This window comes from Kitasatospora indigofera (assembly GCF_014655955.1).
Lineage (GTDB): Bacteria > Actinomycetota > Actinomycetes > Streptomycetales > Streptomycetaceae > Kitasatospora > Kitasatospora indigofera.
Genome location: NZ_BNBO01000082.1, coordinates 1 through 15,891 on the forward strand (window position 1 = coordinate 1; position 15,891 = coordinate 15,891).

At 70.4% G+C, this 15,891-nt stretch carries 13 protein-coding genes and 1 pseudogene; 7 read left to right on the forward strand and 7 right to left on the reverse strand.

Translation table 11 applies throughout. The features are described from left to right. Nucleotides 1-85: 85 nt before the first annotated feature. Nucleotides 86-536, reverse strand: a pseudogene (locus IE329_RS42235) (winged helix-turn-helix domain-containing protein); the annotation flags it as partial. Between the two features lie 144 nt (nucleotides 537-680). After that, on the reverse strand, nucleotides 681-1,259 hold the full coding sequence (locus IE329_RS37415; RefSeq protein ID WP_190215525.1) for an RICIN domain-containing protein: 579 nt from the start codon (nucleotides 1,257-1,259) through the stop codon (nucleotides 681-683). Nucleotides 1,260-2,084: 825 nt separating this feature from the next. Between IE329_RS37415 and IE329_RS37420 the strand changes: the two genes are divergently transcribed. After that, a complete protein-coding gene (locus tag IE329_RS37420) occupies nucleotides 2,085-2,369 on the forward strand; it encodes a hypothetical protein (RefSeq protein WP_190215526.1) in 285 nt (94 codons plus the stop codon). Nucleotides 2,370-2,676: 307 nt separating this feature from the next. On the opposite strand, the gene IE329_RS37425 is transcribed toward IE329_RS37420, so the two are convergent. From IE329_RS37425 to IE329_RS37435, 3 genes are all read right to left on the reverse strand, one after another. Continuing rightward, entirely contained in the window at nucleotides 2,677-3,426 is a 750-nt protein-coding gene (locus IE329_RS37425) for a hypothetical protein (RefSeq protein ID WP_190215527.1), read from the reverse strand. 228 nt (nucleotides 3,427-3,654) lie between these two features. Beyond that, nucleotides 3,655-4,116: a hypothetical protein gene (locus IE329_RS37430; protein ID WP_190215528.1), complete on the reverse strand. Its 462-nt coding sequence runs from the start codon at nucleotides 4,114-4,116 to the stop codon at nucleotides 3,655-3,657. An 894-nt stretch (nucleotides 4,117-5,010) separates the two neighbouring features. Then, nucleotides 5,011-5,574 carry an HU family DNA-binding protein gene (locus IE329_RS37435; RefSeq protein WP_190215529.1) on the reverse strand — a complete coding sequence of 188 codons (564 nt, stop codon included), beginning with the start codon at nucleotides 5,572-5,574 and terminating at the stop codon, nucleotides 5,011-5,013. Nucleotides 5,575-5,869: 295 nt separating this feature from the next. Here IE329_RS37435 and IE329_RS37440 point away from each other — a divergent pair, with 295 nt between their 5' ends. Together IE329_RS37440 and IE329_RS37445 are read left to right on the forward strand one after the other, a co-directional pair. Then, nucleotides 5,870-6,448 carry a DUF6417 family protein gene (locus IE329_RS37440; protein WP_190215530.1) on the forward strand — a complete coding sequence of 193 codons (579 nt, stop codon included), beginning with the start codon at nucleotides 5,870-5,872 and terminating at the stop codon, nucleotides 6,446-6,448. Nucleotides 6,449-6,690: 242 nt separating this feature from the next. Continuing rightward, nucleotides 6,691-7,392 (forward strand): HNH endonuclease family protein, encoded by a 702-nt coding sequence (locus tag IE329_RS37445; RefSeq protein WP_190215531.1) that lies wholly within the window; start codon nucleotides 6,691-6,693, stop codon nucleotides 7,390-7,392. Between the two features lie 125 nt (nucleotides 7,393-7,517). On the opposite strand, the gene wecB is transcribed toward IE329_RS37445, so the two are convergent. After that, nucleotides 7,518-8,780 carry a non-hydrolyzing UDP-N-acetylglucosamine 2-epimerase gene (gene wecB, locus IE329_RS37450; RefSeq protein ID WP_190215532.1) on the reverse strand — a complete coding sequence of 421 codons (1,263 nt, stop codon included), beginning with the start codon at nucleotides 8,778-8,780 and terminating at the stop codon, nucleotides 7,518-7,520. 266 nt (nucleotides 8,781-9,046) lie between these two features. Between wecB and IE329_RS37455 the strand changes: the two genes are divergently transcribed. From IE329_RS37455 to IE329_RS37470, 4 genes are all read left to right on the forward strand, one after another. Then, a complete protein-coding gene (locus IE329_RS37455; protein WP_190215533.1) occupies nucleotides 9,047-9,334 on the forward strand; it encodes a hypothetical protein in 288 nt (95 codons plus the stop codon). Then, nucleotides 9,331-10,662, forward strand: coding sequence for a glycosyltransferase (locus IE329_RS37460; protein ID WP_229928081.1), 1,332 nt, complete (start codon nucleotides 9,331-9,333; stop codon nucleotides 10,660-10,662). The genes IE329_RS37455 and IE329_RS37460 overlap by 4 nt, the downstream gene beginning before the upstream one ends. 310 nt (nucleotides 10,663-10,972) lie before the next feature. After that, a complete protein-coding gene (locus IE329_RS37465; protein ID WP_190215534.1) occupies nucleotides 10,973-12,850 on the forward strand; it encodes a vWA domain-containing protein in 1,878 nt (625 codons plus the stop codon). A gap of 272 nt (nucleotides 12,851-13,122) precedes the next feature. Then, on the forward strand, nucleotides 13,123-13,854 hold the full coding sequence (locus IE329_RS37470; RefSeq protein ID WP_190215535.1) for a methyltransferase: 732 nt from the start codon (nucleotides 13,123-13,125) through the stop codon (nucleotides 13,852-13,854). Nucleotides 13,855-14,457: 603 nt separating this feature from the next. On the opposite strand, the gene IE329_RS37475 is transcribed toward IE329_RS37470, so the two are convergent. Further along, entirely contained in the window at nucleotides 14,458-15,495 is a 1,038-nt protein-coding gene (locus IE329_RS37475; protein ID WP_190215536.1) for a M12 family metallopeptidase, read from the reverse strand. Between the last annotated feature and the right edge of the window lie 396 nt (nucleotides 15,496-15,891).

Sequence of the window (15,891 nt, forward strand, 5' to 3'; positions counted from 1 at the left end):
CCAATCGGGACAAAGACACGCCACCAGCGAGTACACCTGACCAAGCCCTACTAGGCCTTTACCTGCGCCACACCTGCTTCTTCCACACCTCGACCGCGTCCTCGTCGCGCTCGATCGCCCGACGAACCGGTTGCTGGCACGACCATCCGTTGCGTCGTAGGAGCTTCCAGACGCCCTGGACTTGTGTACGAGACGTGGAACCTGCGGCCGATCACCGTCTTGATCCGCGCCAGCGTCCACGGCTGGTCCTCCCAGCCGTGCGCCAGCGGCCCCTTCTCCAACTCCTGCTCCAGCAGGGCGAACTGTCGCACGCCCAGCCTCGGCGGCGACTGTGGCCCTTTCGACTCCAGCGCCGCCGAGCCACCGTCCCGCCAGGCCCGGCGCCACCGCTCGAATTGATCGCTCGTGACCCGCAGATCGCGAGCGATCATTCCGTTGCTGTCACCACGCTCGAACCGCTCGGCGGCATCAAGCCGTACCCGCTCCCGGCGCTGCTGTTCCTGGGCAGTGAACCCGCCCCCCTGCGCGTATCGCACGGACGGGATATACCCACGGATCGACAGCTCTCAGCACCCCGACAAGGCGAGTTCAACCTGAGCAGGAGTTCTTAGCGCGCCAGACTTTGGGATGGTCCAAAATTGAGGCACCAAGGCGGGCTCGCGTCCGTTCCGAGAGGTTGGTCAGTTCCAGCCCTGTCCGCCGTCGTAGAAGATCTGGTTGGCGCCACCGTTCACGTCGTACTGGATCGCCCGGACGCCGTTTGCGGTGTTCCAGCCCGGGATGTCGATCGCCTTGTAGAATCCGGAGGTCCACGTTTCCAATCGGACCTCCGATCGCTGGGAACCGTAGGCCTGGGCGCGGTGGAAGAACTGGTTCTGGTCTGCAGTACTCGTCACGCCGGTCTTGCAGGGGTACTGCATGAGCCCCACGCCATTGGCGTTGCTCGCGTACGGGATGTCGATGCACATCCCGGAGTTGACGTTGCGGATCTGGACGTCCCAGGTCCTGCCGTTCACCGGGACGTAGGTCCACTTCTGATTGGCCCCACCGTGGCAGTCCCACTGACGGATCGCCGCGCCGCGGGCGGTGCTCCAGTCGGCGACCTCGAGGCACTTGCCGGTGGCCGCGCTGCGGATGGTGAATCGGCTCAGGGAGTTCCAGCCGCTGGCGGCCTCGGCCGGCGAGGCAGACATGGGAACGGTGAGTGCGACGGTGGCGAGTGCGGCAAAACCGGCGAGTTTGCGGGCATGGCGAAGCAAGGAAGTCTCCTTCGATTGAAGTTGCAGGTCGCTGACGCCGAGGACATCAGCTGTCCGTGACGGGCCACGAAGCGCTAGCTGAACTCGTCAACCTCAGACATCGACTGTCAATACGCCTGACGGAATAGTCATCACGAGCGCAATCCAGCAGAGTCCACAATGTCGATGCTGACTCGATAGGACGGCAAGGAGAGGGGCGCTAGAAATAGGAAAGCCGCAACAATTGATCCGGCATGAATCAGCTTTGCTTCAGCTCCTTAAGAGAGGATCTGAATACGCAATGCTGCTTCAGCCGGACAACGACGACCACAGGAATCCTCCGTTACGCATTCATTCTGTGGCTTGCGAAACCAGCCCGGCGACCGCGCTGGCACCTTTGACCATTCCCGAATCGGACCCTAGCAAGGGGTTCCACCACAATGCACCCCGCACCAGATCTGCCGCGCCAGCGAATCCACCATGCGGGAAAATAGAGACTGAGATCCCGCAGAGCGGGAAGTAGGCGATTCCGACAGAGTGGATCTTCCGGGCGCACTCCATGGCCGCTGGCCCGTGGTGCTCACTGGGAACGCAAACCAGCGCGGCTCCCTCGGTGCTTGTCGCCGTGCCCGGCCTCAGGAATTCCACGGCGTTCCAGAGCCTCGCGACCCGAGCTCCTCACCGGCGGACTGGACGTCGTCCCCGTTGCCCTGACGGACGTGCTCGTCCACAACGTCGCTGTGGTCACACAGGGGATCGGGATCCAACCCCGGTCCGCCTTGTGCTAGATCGAACCCTGCGCCGTCGCAGATCAGATCGCCGGCGCCAGCGTCCTGGGCACCGAAGGTGCGAGACCAGTCCGGCTCGACCAGCGCACCGCTGTCCTGCCCCTTGATCTGCTACCGCCCGCTGATCGCCCTGGCGCAGGTGATCAAGTACGCCTCCAGCAACAACGAACCCCAACGAGTCCAGCACGCCACCGACCTGGTTTTCGAGATCGGACTCGCGATCGGCCCCGACTCCACGAGCGACAGCGCCGTGCTTCCGCTCGGGCTGCTCGACGAGGCCGCCGATCTGATCGAGCAGGCTGGCGAGCACATCGAGGCCGATGGGTGGAGCGTCCTCCCATGAGGCGAGACCACGGCCAGGCTCATCCGGACGATCCGACGCACGACCGACGCCCCGGCCTGACTCCCCAGCTGGCCCGCACCCGACCGAGCAGCCACTGCTTGAGTGTGCTGGAACCTTCATCGCCAAGCGGATTGGCATTCCCCCGCGACACGAACCGCCTCAGGTCATGCAGGCCTGGTGAGCTGCCGGCCGACTCTTGGGGCCAGCCCCAAGGCGGTGGTGAATGCGATCGCGGTCAAAACCGCGAATACCGTCACCGCGGGGGCGAGGCCGTGCCGGATGGCGATCCGATTGACCAGAGCCAGTGTCACGTCGAATACCGCATGCGCGAGCATGAGGGGCAACACCGCGCGCGAGCGTAGGTACAGCAGCACGGAGACGGCCGCCCAAGGTGCAAGCGGCACAGCGGCCAGCCCATATTCCAGGTGGTACGAAACCGCACCGCGGTCAGAGCCACGACGAGCACGACCAGGCCGAGGCGGCGCAGCCGGACGCCGGTGAGCACCTCGGCGATCCGCCACGCGAGTAGGACGGGCAGGACCAGCACGACGATCTCCTCGCTGATGCCGGCCGCGATGGATGAGGCTACGTCGCCCATGAGCGTGCTGCCCCTGCTGCCGCCGGAATATGCGGTCAGGGTGCGCGAGTGGGTGCGGGCGAGCGCGAAGAGCGCGCTCACGAAGAACATCGGTGCCTCCGCCAGGCAGAACACCGCGCAGGTGGCTGCCAGCAGTTGTCGGGGGGACATGCGGGGAAGGCCGACCGCGGGCGCCCGCTCCGCGATCCCGGCCATCAGCCACGCCGGTAGGGCCAGCCCCAGCCACACCGCGGACGCCCAGAGCATGGTGTGGGCGGTGGTGAGGCCCTCGCTGGGCGCAGCGCCGGTGGCTGCGGCTTGTGCACCCGGCCAGGCAGCAGCGACGGTGAACGCCAGGTAGAGGGAGGCGAGGGTGCCGGCGATGGACCAGGTGATCGCACGCCCGATATCCCGCACCCGGGGGCGGGGCAGGGGTTCCCGGTCGGGCAGTGCCCCCAGCAGCTTCCGAACGACCGGCACGCCTGCTCCTTCGATCCCCCGTGCCGAAGCTGGCCGCCCCGGGCCGCTGCTGCGGCTGGTGGGTGATTGGGTGGCGAGATTGGACGGAGGCGGTGCCGCGCAGCGTACCAGCGGCGTGCGTAGCGGCCGTGACCCCAGCGGCTCAGTCCCCGACCGGAAGTACGGCATCGACCTGCGACCGCCTGGTCCCGCACGGCCGGCCAGGACGCGCAGCGGTTGCATCGGGTCCTAGACGTCACTGTCCGGCTGGAAGTGGCGGCTGGCGCGCAGTTCCTCGCCCCGGCGGGCGGTGCCGACGCAGGCAACGAAGAGGCGCCAGGTGTCGGCGGCGTCCACGGTGATGCCGTAGCCGACGGTCGGAGGGGCGGGGCGGGTGCTGTACCGGTCGGCGCGCACGATCTGGCCGTCGGTGTCGGCTGCCGCCAGCGCGGTCAGTAGTGCCTGTTCGACCTGGGCGGTCGCCACCTTGCCGCCGCCCAGCTCGGGCTGCGGCTGAGGGGCCATCCGCTCGCCCTCCGCGGCTGCCGGCGCCACGCCCGACGCCCCGGAGATCATCCAGTAGACCGAGCCCGCCTCCTTGAGTGTGACCTGCAGCCCATAGGGCCTGGCCGGCCACGCGACAACCGACTCCACCCCCGCGACCGCGGGCAGATGGGCGATGAGCAACTCCTGGAGTGCAGCGGGTTCCATGAAACAATCGTAGTGGTGTTCGATTACTGTTTCGTCGGCGGCACGCCGCAGCCCGGGCTGTGGACCGGCGTTGTGCAGGCGGCACCGCACCGAACACGATGTCGGCAGGGCCAGAACCAGGGTGGGCGGATGATGGCCCCGCGGGGGCGCCTGGACAGGGGAGGCCTGGACCCAGTCTGGTCGGCCAGCGACAGTTGGTGGAAGATGGCGACATGACGATCACCAGAAAGGCCGATGCCGCGTAGACGGCCTGGCCGCGTCCGTTCCGGGCTTGCGCGCCGACCTCGGATGCAAGACGACATCACGACCATCCAGGGTCTGTCCTCGGCAGCACTCGCTGAAGTTCGACGGATAGAGTGCCAGAAGAAGTACCTGTGGCCAGGCTCGATCGGGTCGGCCGTGGTGCGCTGGCGAAGCTTCGTCCACCAGCCGAACCGTAGGTTGTGGAACTACGAGAGCGGCGGCTGCACGGAATGGGCCTGCTGCGGAGACCCATGGCAGGCCCGTGACCACCTCGAAGCAGTGATGCTGTCGATGTCCCGACGGCGGGCTCGCGAGCTCCGTAGGCTGGTTGAAGCCCTCGACAGACGCTACTGACGCGAAGCGGACAGGGCCGGCAGGGTTAGGGAGAGCGCGCCGAGCGCGATGATCTTCTTCATGGCTGGACGAACGATTCTCCCAACGCCTGGTCACCGCGGACGAGGCAAGCGGCCCACACCGCCAACGCTGGCGGTCAGCTGCCCGGCAAGAAGGAACAGGTGCGCCGGGTCACCCTGCGCGAGAGCCGGGACGGAAGGCGCCAACGGCACGTCGGCGGGCCTGGGCGCGCCACGGCCAGAGCGCCGAAGGCAGCAGCGACTTGCCCGCTGGCGCGCGCTCGCCGGCGCCGGGTGCTCAGGCCGTGGCGCGGCGGGTGCTCCGCTTGGCGGCCGCGGCGGTCCGCTTCCCCGCGGCGGGGGCCGCCTTCCTGGAAACCGCAGCGGTCTTCTTCGTGGCAGGGGCGGTGGACTTCCTCGCCGCCACGGCCTTCTTGGCGGTGGTCTTCTTCGCGGTGACCGCGGGCGCGGCGGCCGAGCGCCTGGTGACCGCCTTCGCGCCCGTGGAGCCGGCGGTGACCGTCTTGCCGGGCGTGAGGGAGCCCTTGGGGGCCTTGGCCACGGCCGGCCCGCTCTTCGGGAGCTTCTTCGTGCCGGAGACCAGGTCCTTGAAGCCCTGCCCGGCGCGGAAGCGCGGCACCGTGGTCTTCTTCACCCGCACCCGCTCACCCGTCTGCGGGTTGCGGGCGTAGCGGCCGGCGCGCTGCACCGACTCCAGGGTGCCGAAGCCGGTGACCTGCACCGCCTCACCCGCGACCACCGCGCGCACCATGACGTCGAGGACCGCGTCCACCGCGTCCTCGGCCGCTGTGCGGCTGCCGAGCTGCCCGGCCACCGCTTCCACCAGCTGTCCCTTGTTCATGACGACGACTCCACAACGAATCGGGATGATTTGTAGTATTTCGTCCTCAAGATAGAGGCCGTCCCGGCATCCCGCCCGCCGGCAGGGCCCACACGTCGGCGGGCCAACCTGCTGACCGTGCCGTGCAATTCCCGGTTCGAGCGGCAGACGCACGCGCCGGCAGCAGGGCAAGGAGGCCGGCCGCACCGATGCGCCGGTGCCCGACCACTCCCCCGGGGCCCCTCCCCCGGAACCGCCCTCGGTCGGCGCCGGGCTGCGGCAGGATGAGGGCCAACCTGCTCCCGGAGGAACGATCGTGAGCCTGCTTCCCGACCAGTGGAGCCTCCTCGAAGAACTCGCCGCCGCCCACGCCCGCGCACCGGGCTGGCTGCACGGCGGCCACGACGAAGGGGACAACCGCCAGCGCAACAGCGCCGTCCAGGCCCTCGCCCGGGAGCAGCTGTGCGAGCTGGCGCCCGCGGGCCGTCCGGAGCTCGCGGGTCCGCGCGGTGGCGGCTGGGCGGCGCGGATCACCGCGGACGGCGTCCTGGCCCTGCAGTACCGCCGCCGTCGCGACCAGCCCGCACCCGCGCAGAGGCCGGCCGAGGTGGCGGACCCCGCGTTGGTCCCGCTGGAGCTCCTGGACTCCGAGATGGAGCCGCTGCGGCGCTTCCTCGCGATCCCCGGCCTCGGCGACGCCCGGGTGGTCCTGGTCCGGGACGTCGTGGAGCAGGCCCGGGCCGTGCCGGGCGGCCGGCGCTGGCAGCTGACCGCGACAGCGCAGCAGGTCGAGGCGATCGGCTTCGTCCTGCGCCTGGAGGCACTTACGGGCACCGCCCGGGCCTGGCACCGCTTCCTGCGCGAGTACGGACCCCCGATCCGCCCCGCCCGATGACCAGGGGCTCGCTCACAACGGCTCCCCCGGCCCCGGCCGGCTCGGCCGCGGCCCCGAGGACTCCTCCCCCGGCGGAGGGCCGCTCGGCAGTCCGCCCTGGGCCCCTGCCGGAAGGGGCTCCTTCCTGTACGACTTGTTCCCCGCCCGGGTGAACCGCGCCCCGATCAGCTTCCCCGCACCGGCCCGGGCCCGCTAGGAAGATCCACAAGTGACGGATCATCACAGAGCGGACTTCTTCCCGGATGCGAACCAGGACCACCACCACACGCACCCTCGCGACCACCGCGGTCACCCTGCTGCTCGGCGCGGCCCTCGCCTCCCCCGCAGGCGCAACGGCGCCGGCCGCGCCCGCCCACCGGGCCCCCGGCGAGGTGGTCACCACCACCCTGCTGGGCGCCCTCCACGCACTGCCCGTCACCGACGAGGACCGGACCGGCTACGTCCGCACCGCCTTCCGGCAATGGATCGACGCCGACAAGGACGGCTGCGACACCCGCCGCGAGGTCATCATCGCCGAAGCCGTCCAGGCACCCGAGGTCGGCGCGCGCTGCGCCCTGACGGGCGGTCAGTGGTATTCCCCCTACGACGCGGTCACCGTCACCGACCCCGCCGGCCTGGACGTCGACCACATGGTCCCCCTCGCCGAGGCCTGGGACTCCGGCGCCTCCAGCTGGTCCACAGTCGAGCGTCAGGCCTACGCCAACGACCTCGGCGACGACCGATCCCTCATCGCCGTCACCGCCAAGTCCAACCGCTCCAAGGCCGACAAGGACCCCGCCGACTGGCTCCCGCCCGCCGGCGACTACGTCTGCACCTACATCACCGACTGGACCGCCGTGAAGACCCGCTGGGGCCTGAGCGCCGACCCCCGCGAGAAGGACGCCCTCCAGCGCATCGCGGCCGGCTGCGCCGACGAGAGCATCACCGTCGAACTCGCCCGCTGACCCCGGCCGCGGCCCTGGTGCGCCGCCGGGCGGCCGGTGGCGCACCAGGGCGGCACGAGCACGCCCCGGCCCCGGGGCAGCAGCCCGTCCTCGCCGAACCGCTCAACCTCGTCCTCGGACAGAGGTCACCCCACATGGGCTTCGCATGCCGATGCCGGAGCGTCCGGCGCCGGAGTGTGAGCCTCTGGCTCGCCGATACGGTGGAGAGGTTCCGGGTGCCAGTCCGGGGGCCGGTCCGTGTGGCCGAGCATCCACCCGCAGGCGGTGGCGCAGCGTTCGCTGGCGTGGCCGTCTCCGTAGGGGTTGGGGCGGGCCTGGGGTGGTTGTTGGACGCCGGTGCGGTCGTGGTCGCGTGCGAGTTCGTCTTCCGCGGCTGCGAGGATGTCCGCTTCTCGGGTTCCGACGAGGCGGGCCACCCGTTGTTGCAGTCCTTCCAGACGTTCGGTGTTCTCGCGTGTGACGAGGACGGGTAGTGCGAAGGCGGCTGCTTCTTCCTGGATTCCGCCGGAGTCGGTGATGACCAGGCGGGCGCGGCTGAGGAGCCGGCTGAAGGGGGCGTAGGCCACCGGTCCGGGGAGCAGGACGTTGGGGAGTGCGGAAAGGGCCGCTTCCACCGGTTTGCGTACTGCGGGGTTCATGTGGGCCGCGACCAGGAAGGTCAGTTCCGGGTGGCGTCGGCTGAGTTCGGCGACCGCCCGGCAGATTCGTGCGATGGGTGGACCCCAGTTCTCCCGCCGGTGGGCGGTCACCACCACCAGGGGTGCGCCGAGTTCTTCGGTTCTGCGGACCAGGAGGTCACGGGAGGCGGCGGGGGTGCGCCCGGCCTGCAGGACTGCGTCGATGACGGTGTTGCCGGTCACGACGGTCGTCTCGCCCGGCAGGCCGTCCTTTCGGAGGTTGGTCCGGGCGGCTGGGGTGGGTGCCAGGTGCAGGGCCGACACCTGGGCGATCATTCGCCGGTGGGCCTCTTCCGGGAAGGGGCTGCGCAGGTCGCCGGAGCGAAGTCCCGCCTCCACGTGGACCACCGGGAGTGCCGACAGGAAGCCGGCCATCGCGCCGGCGAGTGCGGAGGTGGTGTCGCCCTGCACCAGTACCGCCTGCCACGGCGAGGCGCGGAAGCAGTTGTCGATCTCGTGCAGCAGTTTCGCCGTCAGGGCGGGCAGTGAGTGGCCGGGGCGTGGTGGTGTGAGGGTGATGTCCGCGCGCAGGCCGAAGCAGTCCAGTACCTCGGTGACGACCGGGCCGTGCTGCCCGGTGGTGACGATCATCGGGTCCGCCCACGGCTGTTTGCGTAGTTCCAGCACGACGGGCGCCATTTTCACTGCTTCCGGCCGGGTGCCGACAATGCAGGCGATCCGGTCCCGGACGTGGGTGATCCGTGACGTCATTCGGCAGATCCTTGTACGAAGTACTTGGACAAAGAAAATCCCCCGTTCACCTAAGGTTCGTATCACATCGATCCTTGCAGGTGATGGGATGAGGCCAGGAAAACATGTCCCCGCCTGCCCTTCGCCGCGCGCCACGGGAAACCGCCCGAAGAGAGCATCGGACACGCCCGGACCGGCCAATACGCGCAGCCGATCCCGCCCATTGCCATGACAATGGGACGAACCCCTCCCGGCTCGACCCGTCCTTGAAAGGACCAGGTGACGACGTGTACGCCGTCGGCACGGTGATCTTCTACGGCCCCGCCGTCAACCGCGTCCTGCGCAGGCGTTCGGACGGCCACCTCCGCCCTGTGGTCATCGCCGCCGGCGGCATCACGGGCGTGGCCGCCGCCTTCCTCGCGCTGCGCGCACTGTGTCACCGTCACCCCAGGCAGGGGGCGGCGATGTTGGGCCTCCTGCCGCCCCGCTGCTCGCCCGAGCAGATCCCCACCTCCACCTCCGCCCCCGCCGGCGACTACGAGCTGGCCGGCGAGGCCGGAGCCCCGCTGTCGTGAGGCTGCTGAAGTGCGTGGACGCGATCGGCTACACCGTGATCGCCGCCTCCGCCTGCTACTTCGCCGTCGCCATGGGCTCGGGCCTGTGCGAGCTGCGCCGTCAGCGCACCGCGCTGCCCGTCCAGGGTGATGCCCGCTACGGCCGCCCCCAGCTCGGCCGAAGCGACCGGCGTCCGCTGTACGTGCTGGTGCCCTGTCTCAACGAGGCCTCGGTGATCGGCCCCACCGTGCAGGCGCTGACCGGGCCGGAGACCACGGTCCTGGTCGTCGACGACGGATCGGACGACGGCACCGGCCGCATCGCGGCCGAAGCCGGCCAGAGCTCGGACGGCGCTGTGACCATCCTGCGCCGTGAGCTGCCCGACGCGCGGCAGGGCAAGGGCGCGGCTCTCAACCACGCGATCCGCCACGCGCGGGCCCTGGTGTCGGCACGCGGCGAGGACCCGCGGGAGGTGGTCGTCTGCGTGATGGACGCCGACGGCCGGCTGTCGGACCGGGCGCTGTCCCACGTGATGCCGCTGTTCGACGACCCGTCCACCGGCGGCGTCCAGCTCGGCGTGCGGATCCGCAACCGGCATGCCAACTTCCTCACCTGGTTCCAGGACTACCTCTTCTGGTCGATGGCCGCCGTCACCCAGCTGGGCCGGGACGCCACCGCCACCGTCAGCCTCGGCGGCAACGGCCAGTTCGCCCGCCTGTCCGCACTGGACAGCATCGGCGAGCGACCCTGGTCCGCCTCACTGACGGAGGACCTCGACCTCGCGATCAGCCTGAGCGTGCGCGGCTGGCGGCTGCGCGGCACCGCCCACGCCTCCGTCGACCAGCAGGCCATCACCGACCTGAGCCGGCTGATCCGCCAGCGCACCCGCTGGTACCAGGGCCACATGACCGCCGTCGGCCGGTGCGGGGAGATCTGGCGCTCCCGGGAACTGCCGCACCTGTCCGCGCTCGAACTCATCTGCTACCTGCTCGTCCCCTGGGTGCTGGACCTGCCGTGGTCGCTGCTGTTCCAGTACTGCCTGGTCTGGTTCCTGCTGAACGCCAGGCATGCCCTGCTGCGCTACCACCCCCTCCCGTCGCTGCCCTGGGTGCGGGCCGGCCGGGTGCTGACCCTGCTGTCCTGGTACGCGGTCACCTTCGCGCCCGCGCTGGTGACCTCCGCGGTCTACCTGCGCCGGGACCGGCGGGTCGGCCGGCTGCGGGCGGTGCTGCTCGGGCACTCCTTCGTGGTGATGAACTACCTGTCCTTCCTGTGCGCGTGGAAGGCGCTGGTCCGGATGGTCCGGGGGCAGACCGGGTGGGCCAAGACCAGCCGGGAGCCGGGATGAGACCCGGCGCCGGCAGATGGCCACTGCCGCCCGCCCGCGGGCCAACGCCGCTCGGTCCCGGGCGAGTTCCGGCGCGCCGTCCCGCCGCCCACCACAGGGGTGAAATCGGCGGCGGCCACCGCCTCGCCGCCTGGCGAGGAAACCTTGACCCACCCTACGTTGTTCGCACAGAAACCACTCTTGGCCCGGCCGGACCGCCGGCAGGACCGCGGCGGGCCGGCTCCTCCTGCGCCACCGTCAGCTCCGGCCCGCGCGATCCCGCCCCGGCACCGTGCGGCGCGGCACACGAAGAGAAGAAGGAGAACCCGTTATGACCACCTCCCAGAACCCGTCCGCCCTCGACCTCGCGATGAGACCGGACCGCGACCACAGCCAGAACGTCCGGGTGACCCTGCCCGCGAAGGCCGTGATCCCCAGGATCGACGTCTACTTCCTCACCGACAGCACCGGGAGCATGGGGGGCATCATCACCGCCGTGAAGAGCGGTGCGGCCAAGATCCTGAACGACGTGCAGGCAGCGGCGCAGCAGGTGCGCGCGGACCTGTGGTTCGGGGTGGGCAACTACCGGGACACCGTCGACGGGGAGACCCTGTTCACCCATCAGGTGCCGTTGACCGACGACACCGAGACCGTGGAGAAGGCCATCGGGCTGTGGGAGGTGGGTGGCGGCGGCGACACGCCCGAAGGGCAGTTCTACGCCCTGGACCGGCTCGCCCAGCCGCCCGGTGAGTCGATCGGGTGGCGCGAGGACGCCAAGCGGATCATCGTGTGGTTCGGGGATGCTCCTGGCCACGATCCGATCCGCAGTACCTCCAACGCCATGGTGACGTACGACATCACCGAGAGCTCGGTTCTGGCGAAGCTGCGGTGGGAGCAGATCTTCGTCCTGGCGATCAGCGTCAACGGACAGGGGCTGAACGCCGATCCCGTTGCTCTGGCGGGGACGGGACGCGCCGGCCAGGGCGAGCGCGTGGCCACCGCCACCCGGGGCAGCTACACGGACGGCATCGACGCCGGCCAGATCGTCGCAAAGATCATCGAGCTCGGGACGGGGGAGGTCGGCCGGCTCAACAACATCAGCCTGGTGCCCGAGACGAGCGTCGCCCCCTACGTGCGGGTGAACCCGGCGGGCGGCCGCGGTCCGTTCACCAGCGGCGCGGTCAGCACCGTGGACTTCTCGCTCGAGTTCCCCGGAGCGGCCGCCTGGGACCCCTCGGCCTCCCCCACCCCGACGCCGACCCTGCCGCCCGCCGACCGCCGGATCGCCGTCCGCGGGAACATCGACGTCAGGATCGACGGGGTGACCACCGGGACCATCCCGGTGACGATCCTGGACCAGCCGGAGTGCGCGCTGGAGGTCCGCCAGGAATCGCCGATGACGGCAAAGCCGGGCGAGACCACCACGGTCAACATCCACCTGATCGCTCCCCCGGGACGCTCCGTCGACCCCGGGCTGATCACCCAGACCTTCACCGCGCCGACCGGGTTCGTCTTCGCCAGGCGGCAGCCCTCCTACGCCCACTACGTCCCCGGAGGCGACAAGGGCAACCCCAGCTACCGCGTCGAGGCCGACGGCAAACGCCTGGTCATCTACAGCAACCCCCACATCAACACCACCGCCCTCGATGCCAGCCCCCTCGTCTACACCATCGTGGTCCGGGCCGAGGACGGCGCGGCCCCGGGCAGCTACGACGACGGACAGGTGAACATCGGCAGGCGTGCGGCGGTCCCCCTGACCGGGATCGTGGTCCCGGGGCAGCCGCTGGCCGTCAGCCAGGAAGCCGTCCTCACGATGAGGCCCGGCGAGTCCGACAAGCTCAACGTCCTCATCGCCACGCACAACGAGTCGCCCTTCACCGCAGGTGCGGTGGAGCAGAGGTTCACCGCACCGACCGGCTTCCGCTTCGTCGGCGGTGTGTCCTACGGCTACTACTACGCCCCCGTCAGGCCGTACAACACGGGCAACCTGCCCACTCCCACGCTCTCGGACGGCGGTCGCACCCTGACGCTGACGAGCGACCTGCACCTGAACACCGACCCCACCACCGACAAGGAACCCGTCCAGTACACCTTCACGCTCCAGGCACTGCCCGGCACCGCACCGGGCACCTACGCCGACGGCCAGGCCCACATCGGACCAGGCGGCAGCTTCGGAGCCACCACCATCACCGCCGCCGTGAGCCCCTGAGCAACACCACACCGGCGCACACCCACGGGCGGCCGCAGGCCCGCACACCGGCCTGCGGCCGCCCGTAGCGCCCCCGGGGGCAACGATCGGCCGGTGTCGCGTCGACCGGTTCCCATCCAGCATCCGATCGGGCGATTCCGGCGTCCTGCCTCGTGCAGGCGGGCGAACGTGAGCAGGCTCGCCTCGACGGGGGGCGATTTCGGCGGGTAAGACCGATACGGGCTTGACAGCCCGTCATGGTCCCGCTTTCGCCTACCCGTCTGGAGTCTCGTATGCGCCCCCTGCCCCGCTCCTCCGCCGGCAGCTCGCCGTCCGACCACGGCGCCGAAGCCGGTGAGGCCTCCAAGGTGGGCGCGCATCTGGTCGGGCGGCATGGTGAGGTCGGCGAGTGCGAGTTCACCATGTTCGGGCGACAGTGGCACCTGCTGCCAGAGGTGTTCGCGCCGGCCCACACCGACTCGACGCAACTGTTCACCCGGTGGCTGCCCTTCCCCGTCGGGGGGACCTTCCTGGAGATGGGCTGCGGGGCGGGTGTGACCGCGGTGACCGCCGCGCTCGAAGGGTGCGCGCGGGTCACGGCGGCCGACATCAACCCGCAAGCCGTCCGCAACACCCGCCTCAACGCCGCTCGCCACGGCGTCGCCGACCGGGTCGAGGCAGTACGCAGCGACCTCTTCGACGCGCTGGATCCCGGGGCCCGCTTCGACGTCGTCTTCTGGAACTCGAACGTGGTCCACGCCCCGGCCGACTTCGCCTACACCCGTGGCCTGGAACACGCGGTCTTCGACCGCGACTACGCGGCGCACCGCCGCTACGTCCGCGACGGGCTGGCCAGGCTGTCCGGCTCCGGGCGCCTGTTCCTGGGCTTCAACAGCCTCGGCGACACAGCGCGGTTGGACGCGGCGGTCGCGCAGGCGGGTGCGCGGATCACCGAGCACGCCACGCTGACCAACCGCGCGAGCGATGTCCCCGTGGCCTTCCGGCTGATGGAGATCACCCGCTGAAGCGAGACAGGAGCGACGAGCACTGTCCCGGATCCCAGCGGCACAAAGCCCGACCCGGGATTCTGCGGGGGTTGTTCGAACCCGCGAGACGGGGAGCGCTGTCGGCACCGGATCTCGTGTCAGCGCCCCGGCCGAACTGGCGCAGGGCCTTGCGCAGCAGGTCGCCGGGCGGCCGGTGGAGGTACCCAGGTAGTACCAGGCCGGTGATCGCCCCGAACAGCGGCGCGCAGCCGGCCGGCCGGCCGGGCACAGTGAGCAGGGTGGGACCGCCGCCGCGGGCCGGCGCAGCAGAGAACGCCGACCGGGCCAGCCCGATGTCCGGGCGGCGCAGGGTGGGGCCGTCCCCTTCCCCGACCACTCAGCGGCCGGAGCGGTCGGACGCCGGCCCGGCGCCAGCGGATGGACGAAGGCCGGCCACAACCGTTTAGCCCGGGCCCGCCAGCCGGGATGTGCCAGGCGGCCGGCTCGCCCCCAGGCGTTCGGCCCCGGGGAGGCGGGACTGCACCGCCGCGCCTGCGTGGGCGCCGGGGGCCCGCCTCCCGCCGGCACGGGCGGGCGTAGTCGTCCGGGGGGCCGTGCTTGAGCGAGCCCGGCGCCGGGCCGTTACCGGTACATGGCGGCGACGGCCTGGATGTCGCCCTCGGACAGGCCCTCGCGCTGGCCCATCACGGTGCCGGGGGGCAGCGGCTTGAGCGCGGTGATGGTGTCCGTGCCGTTGCCGGAGAACGCCTTCGGCCCGTAGTGCATGATCGAGGCGAAGTCGTAGGCGGTGTCGAAGGTGCCGTCGTCACGCTTGGCGAAGTTGTGCCGCGAGGACTCCTTCACGGGTGCGAGGTCGATCCTGACGTTGCTGTCGCGGTCGGGGCGGGACTGCTCGTGCCACAGGCCCACCGCGTGGCCGACCTCGTGGATGATGCTGCCCGTCTTGCACCAGGTGGGGACGTTCACGGCCTGCTTGCCGCCGATCCGTCCGACATAGGAGTTGCAGCTGCTCGCGTGAGGCTGGAACGACACGTAGTCCGGGTAGAACCTCGCGTTGTCCGCGGTGCGGGCGACGAAGACCACGGGTGTCCGCGAACTCCAGTGCGTCATCGCGGCCCTGACCTCATCCGACTTGTCGGCCGCCAGCGCCGGGTCGATCTCGTAGGGGATCACGGCCCGCTTCCACCGGTAGCGGGTGTTGCTCCGACCCAGCGAGCGGACGTCACGACCGACGTCGAAACCCTCCTCCGCGACCGGCTCCTCATCGCCGACCAGCGTGACGGAGGACCAGCCGACGGCCGGGTCGGTGAACGCGGCACCGCCCTCACTGCGTACCAGGTCGAGGGTGACGGCACGGGTACGCCCGTCGCAGACGACCTGGTCGCTTGTGGCGTTCCCCGCCGCCTCCAGGCCGTCGGCGCGCTCCTGCTCGAAGGCGACGGTCAGTGCGGTCGCGGAGTCCTGCACACAGCTGTAGGACACCTGCGCCCGGACCGAATCCGGGCTCAGATAGGCCAGGCCGTCGAGGGCGACGGTGCCGTACTGGGCGGGCTCGGACGCGGGCTCGTCGGCGCCGGCGGCCGGGCTGAGCGGCCCGGCGAGCACACCGAGGAACAGGGCGCAGACGGCGCCGAGGGTGAGGGTGCGGCGGATGGCCACGGAAAGTCGTCCTTCTGGTCGGTGTGCGGGCGCGGCCGGTCGCGGACCAGCCAGCCAGTCACGGAGAGATACAATTGGTTACTCATTGTGTGCCAAGTGGTTGTGGAACATCCACCTCGACACGGCGGCCCCCGACGGCGCAGCGGCTTCTCGACCACTCGGCAGACGGAGCGGACGGGCGCCGGACCGGGCACGCCGGACGACCCCGGGCCCACCCCCACGAACGTTGCCCCTTGCCCGCGTGCTGAACTCCGTCATCCCGACCAGGACGCTCGACCGTCCGGACTAGCTCAACAGCAACGACGACACGATCCACGGCCCCGCCCTACAACGGGGCTCACCGACCGGCTCCCCGACAAGGAGCGCACGGGACACTGGCGCAGAAATACAGCACGT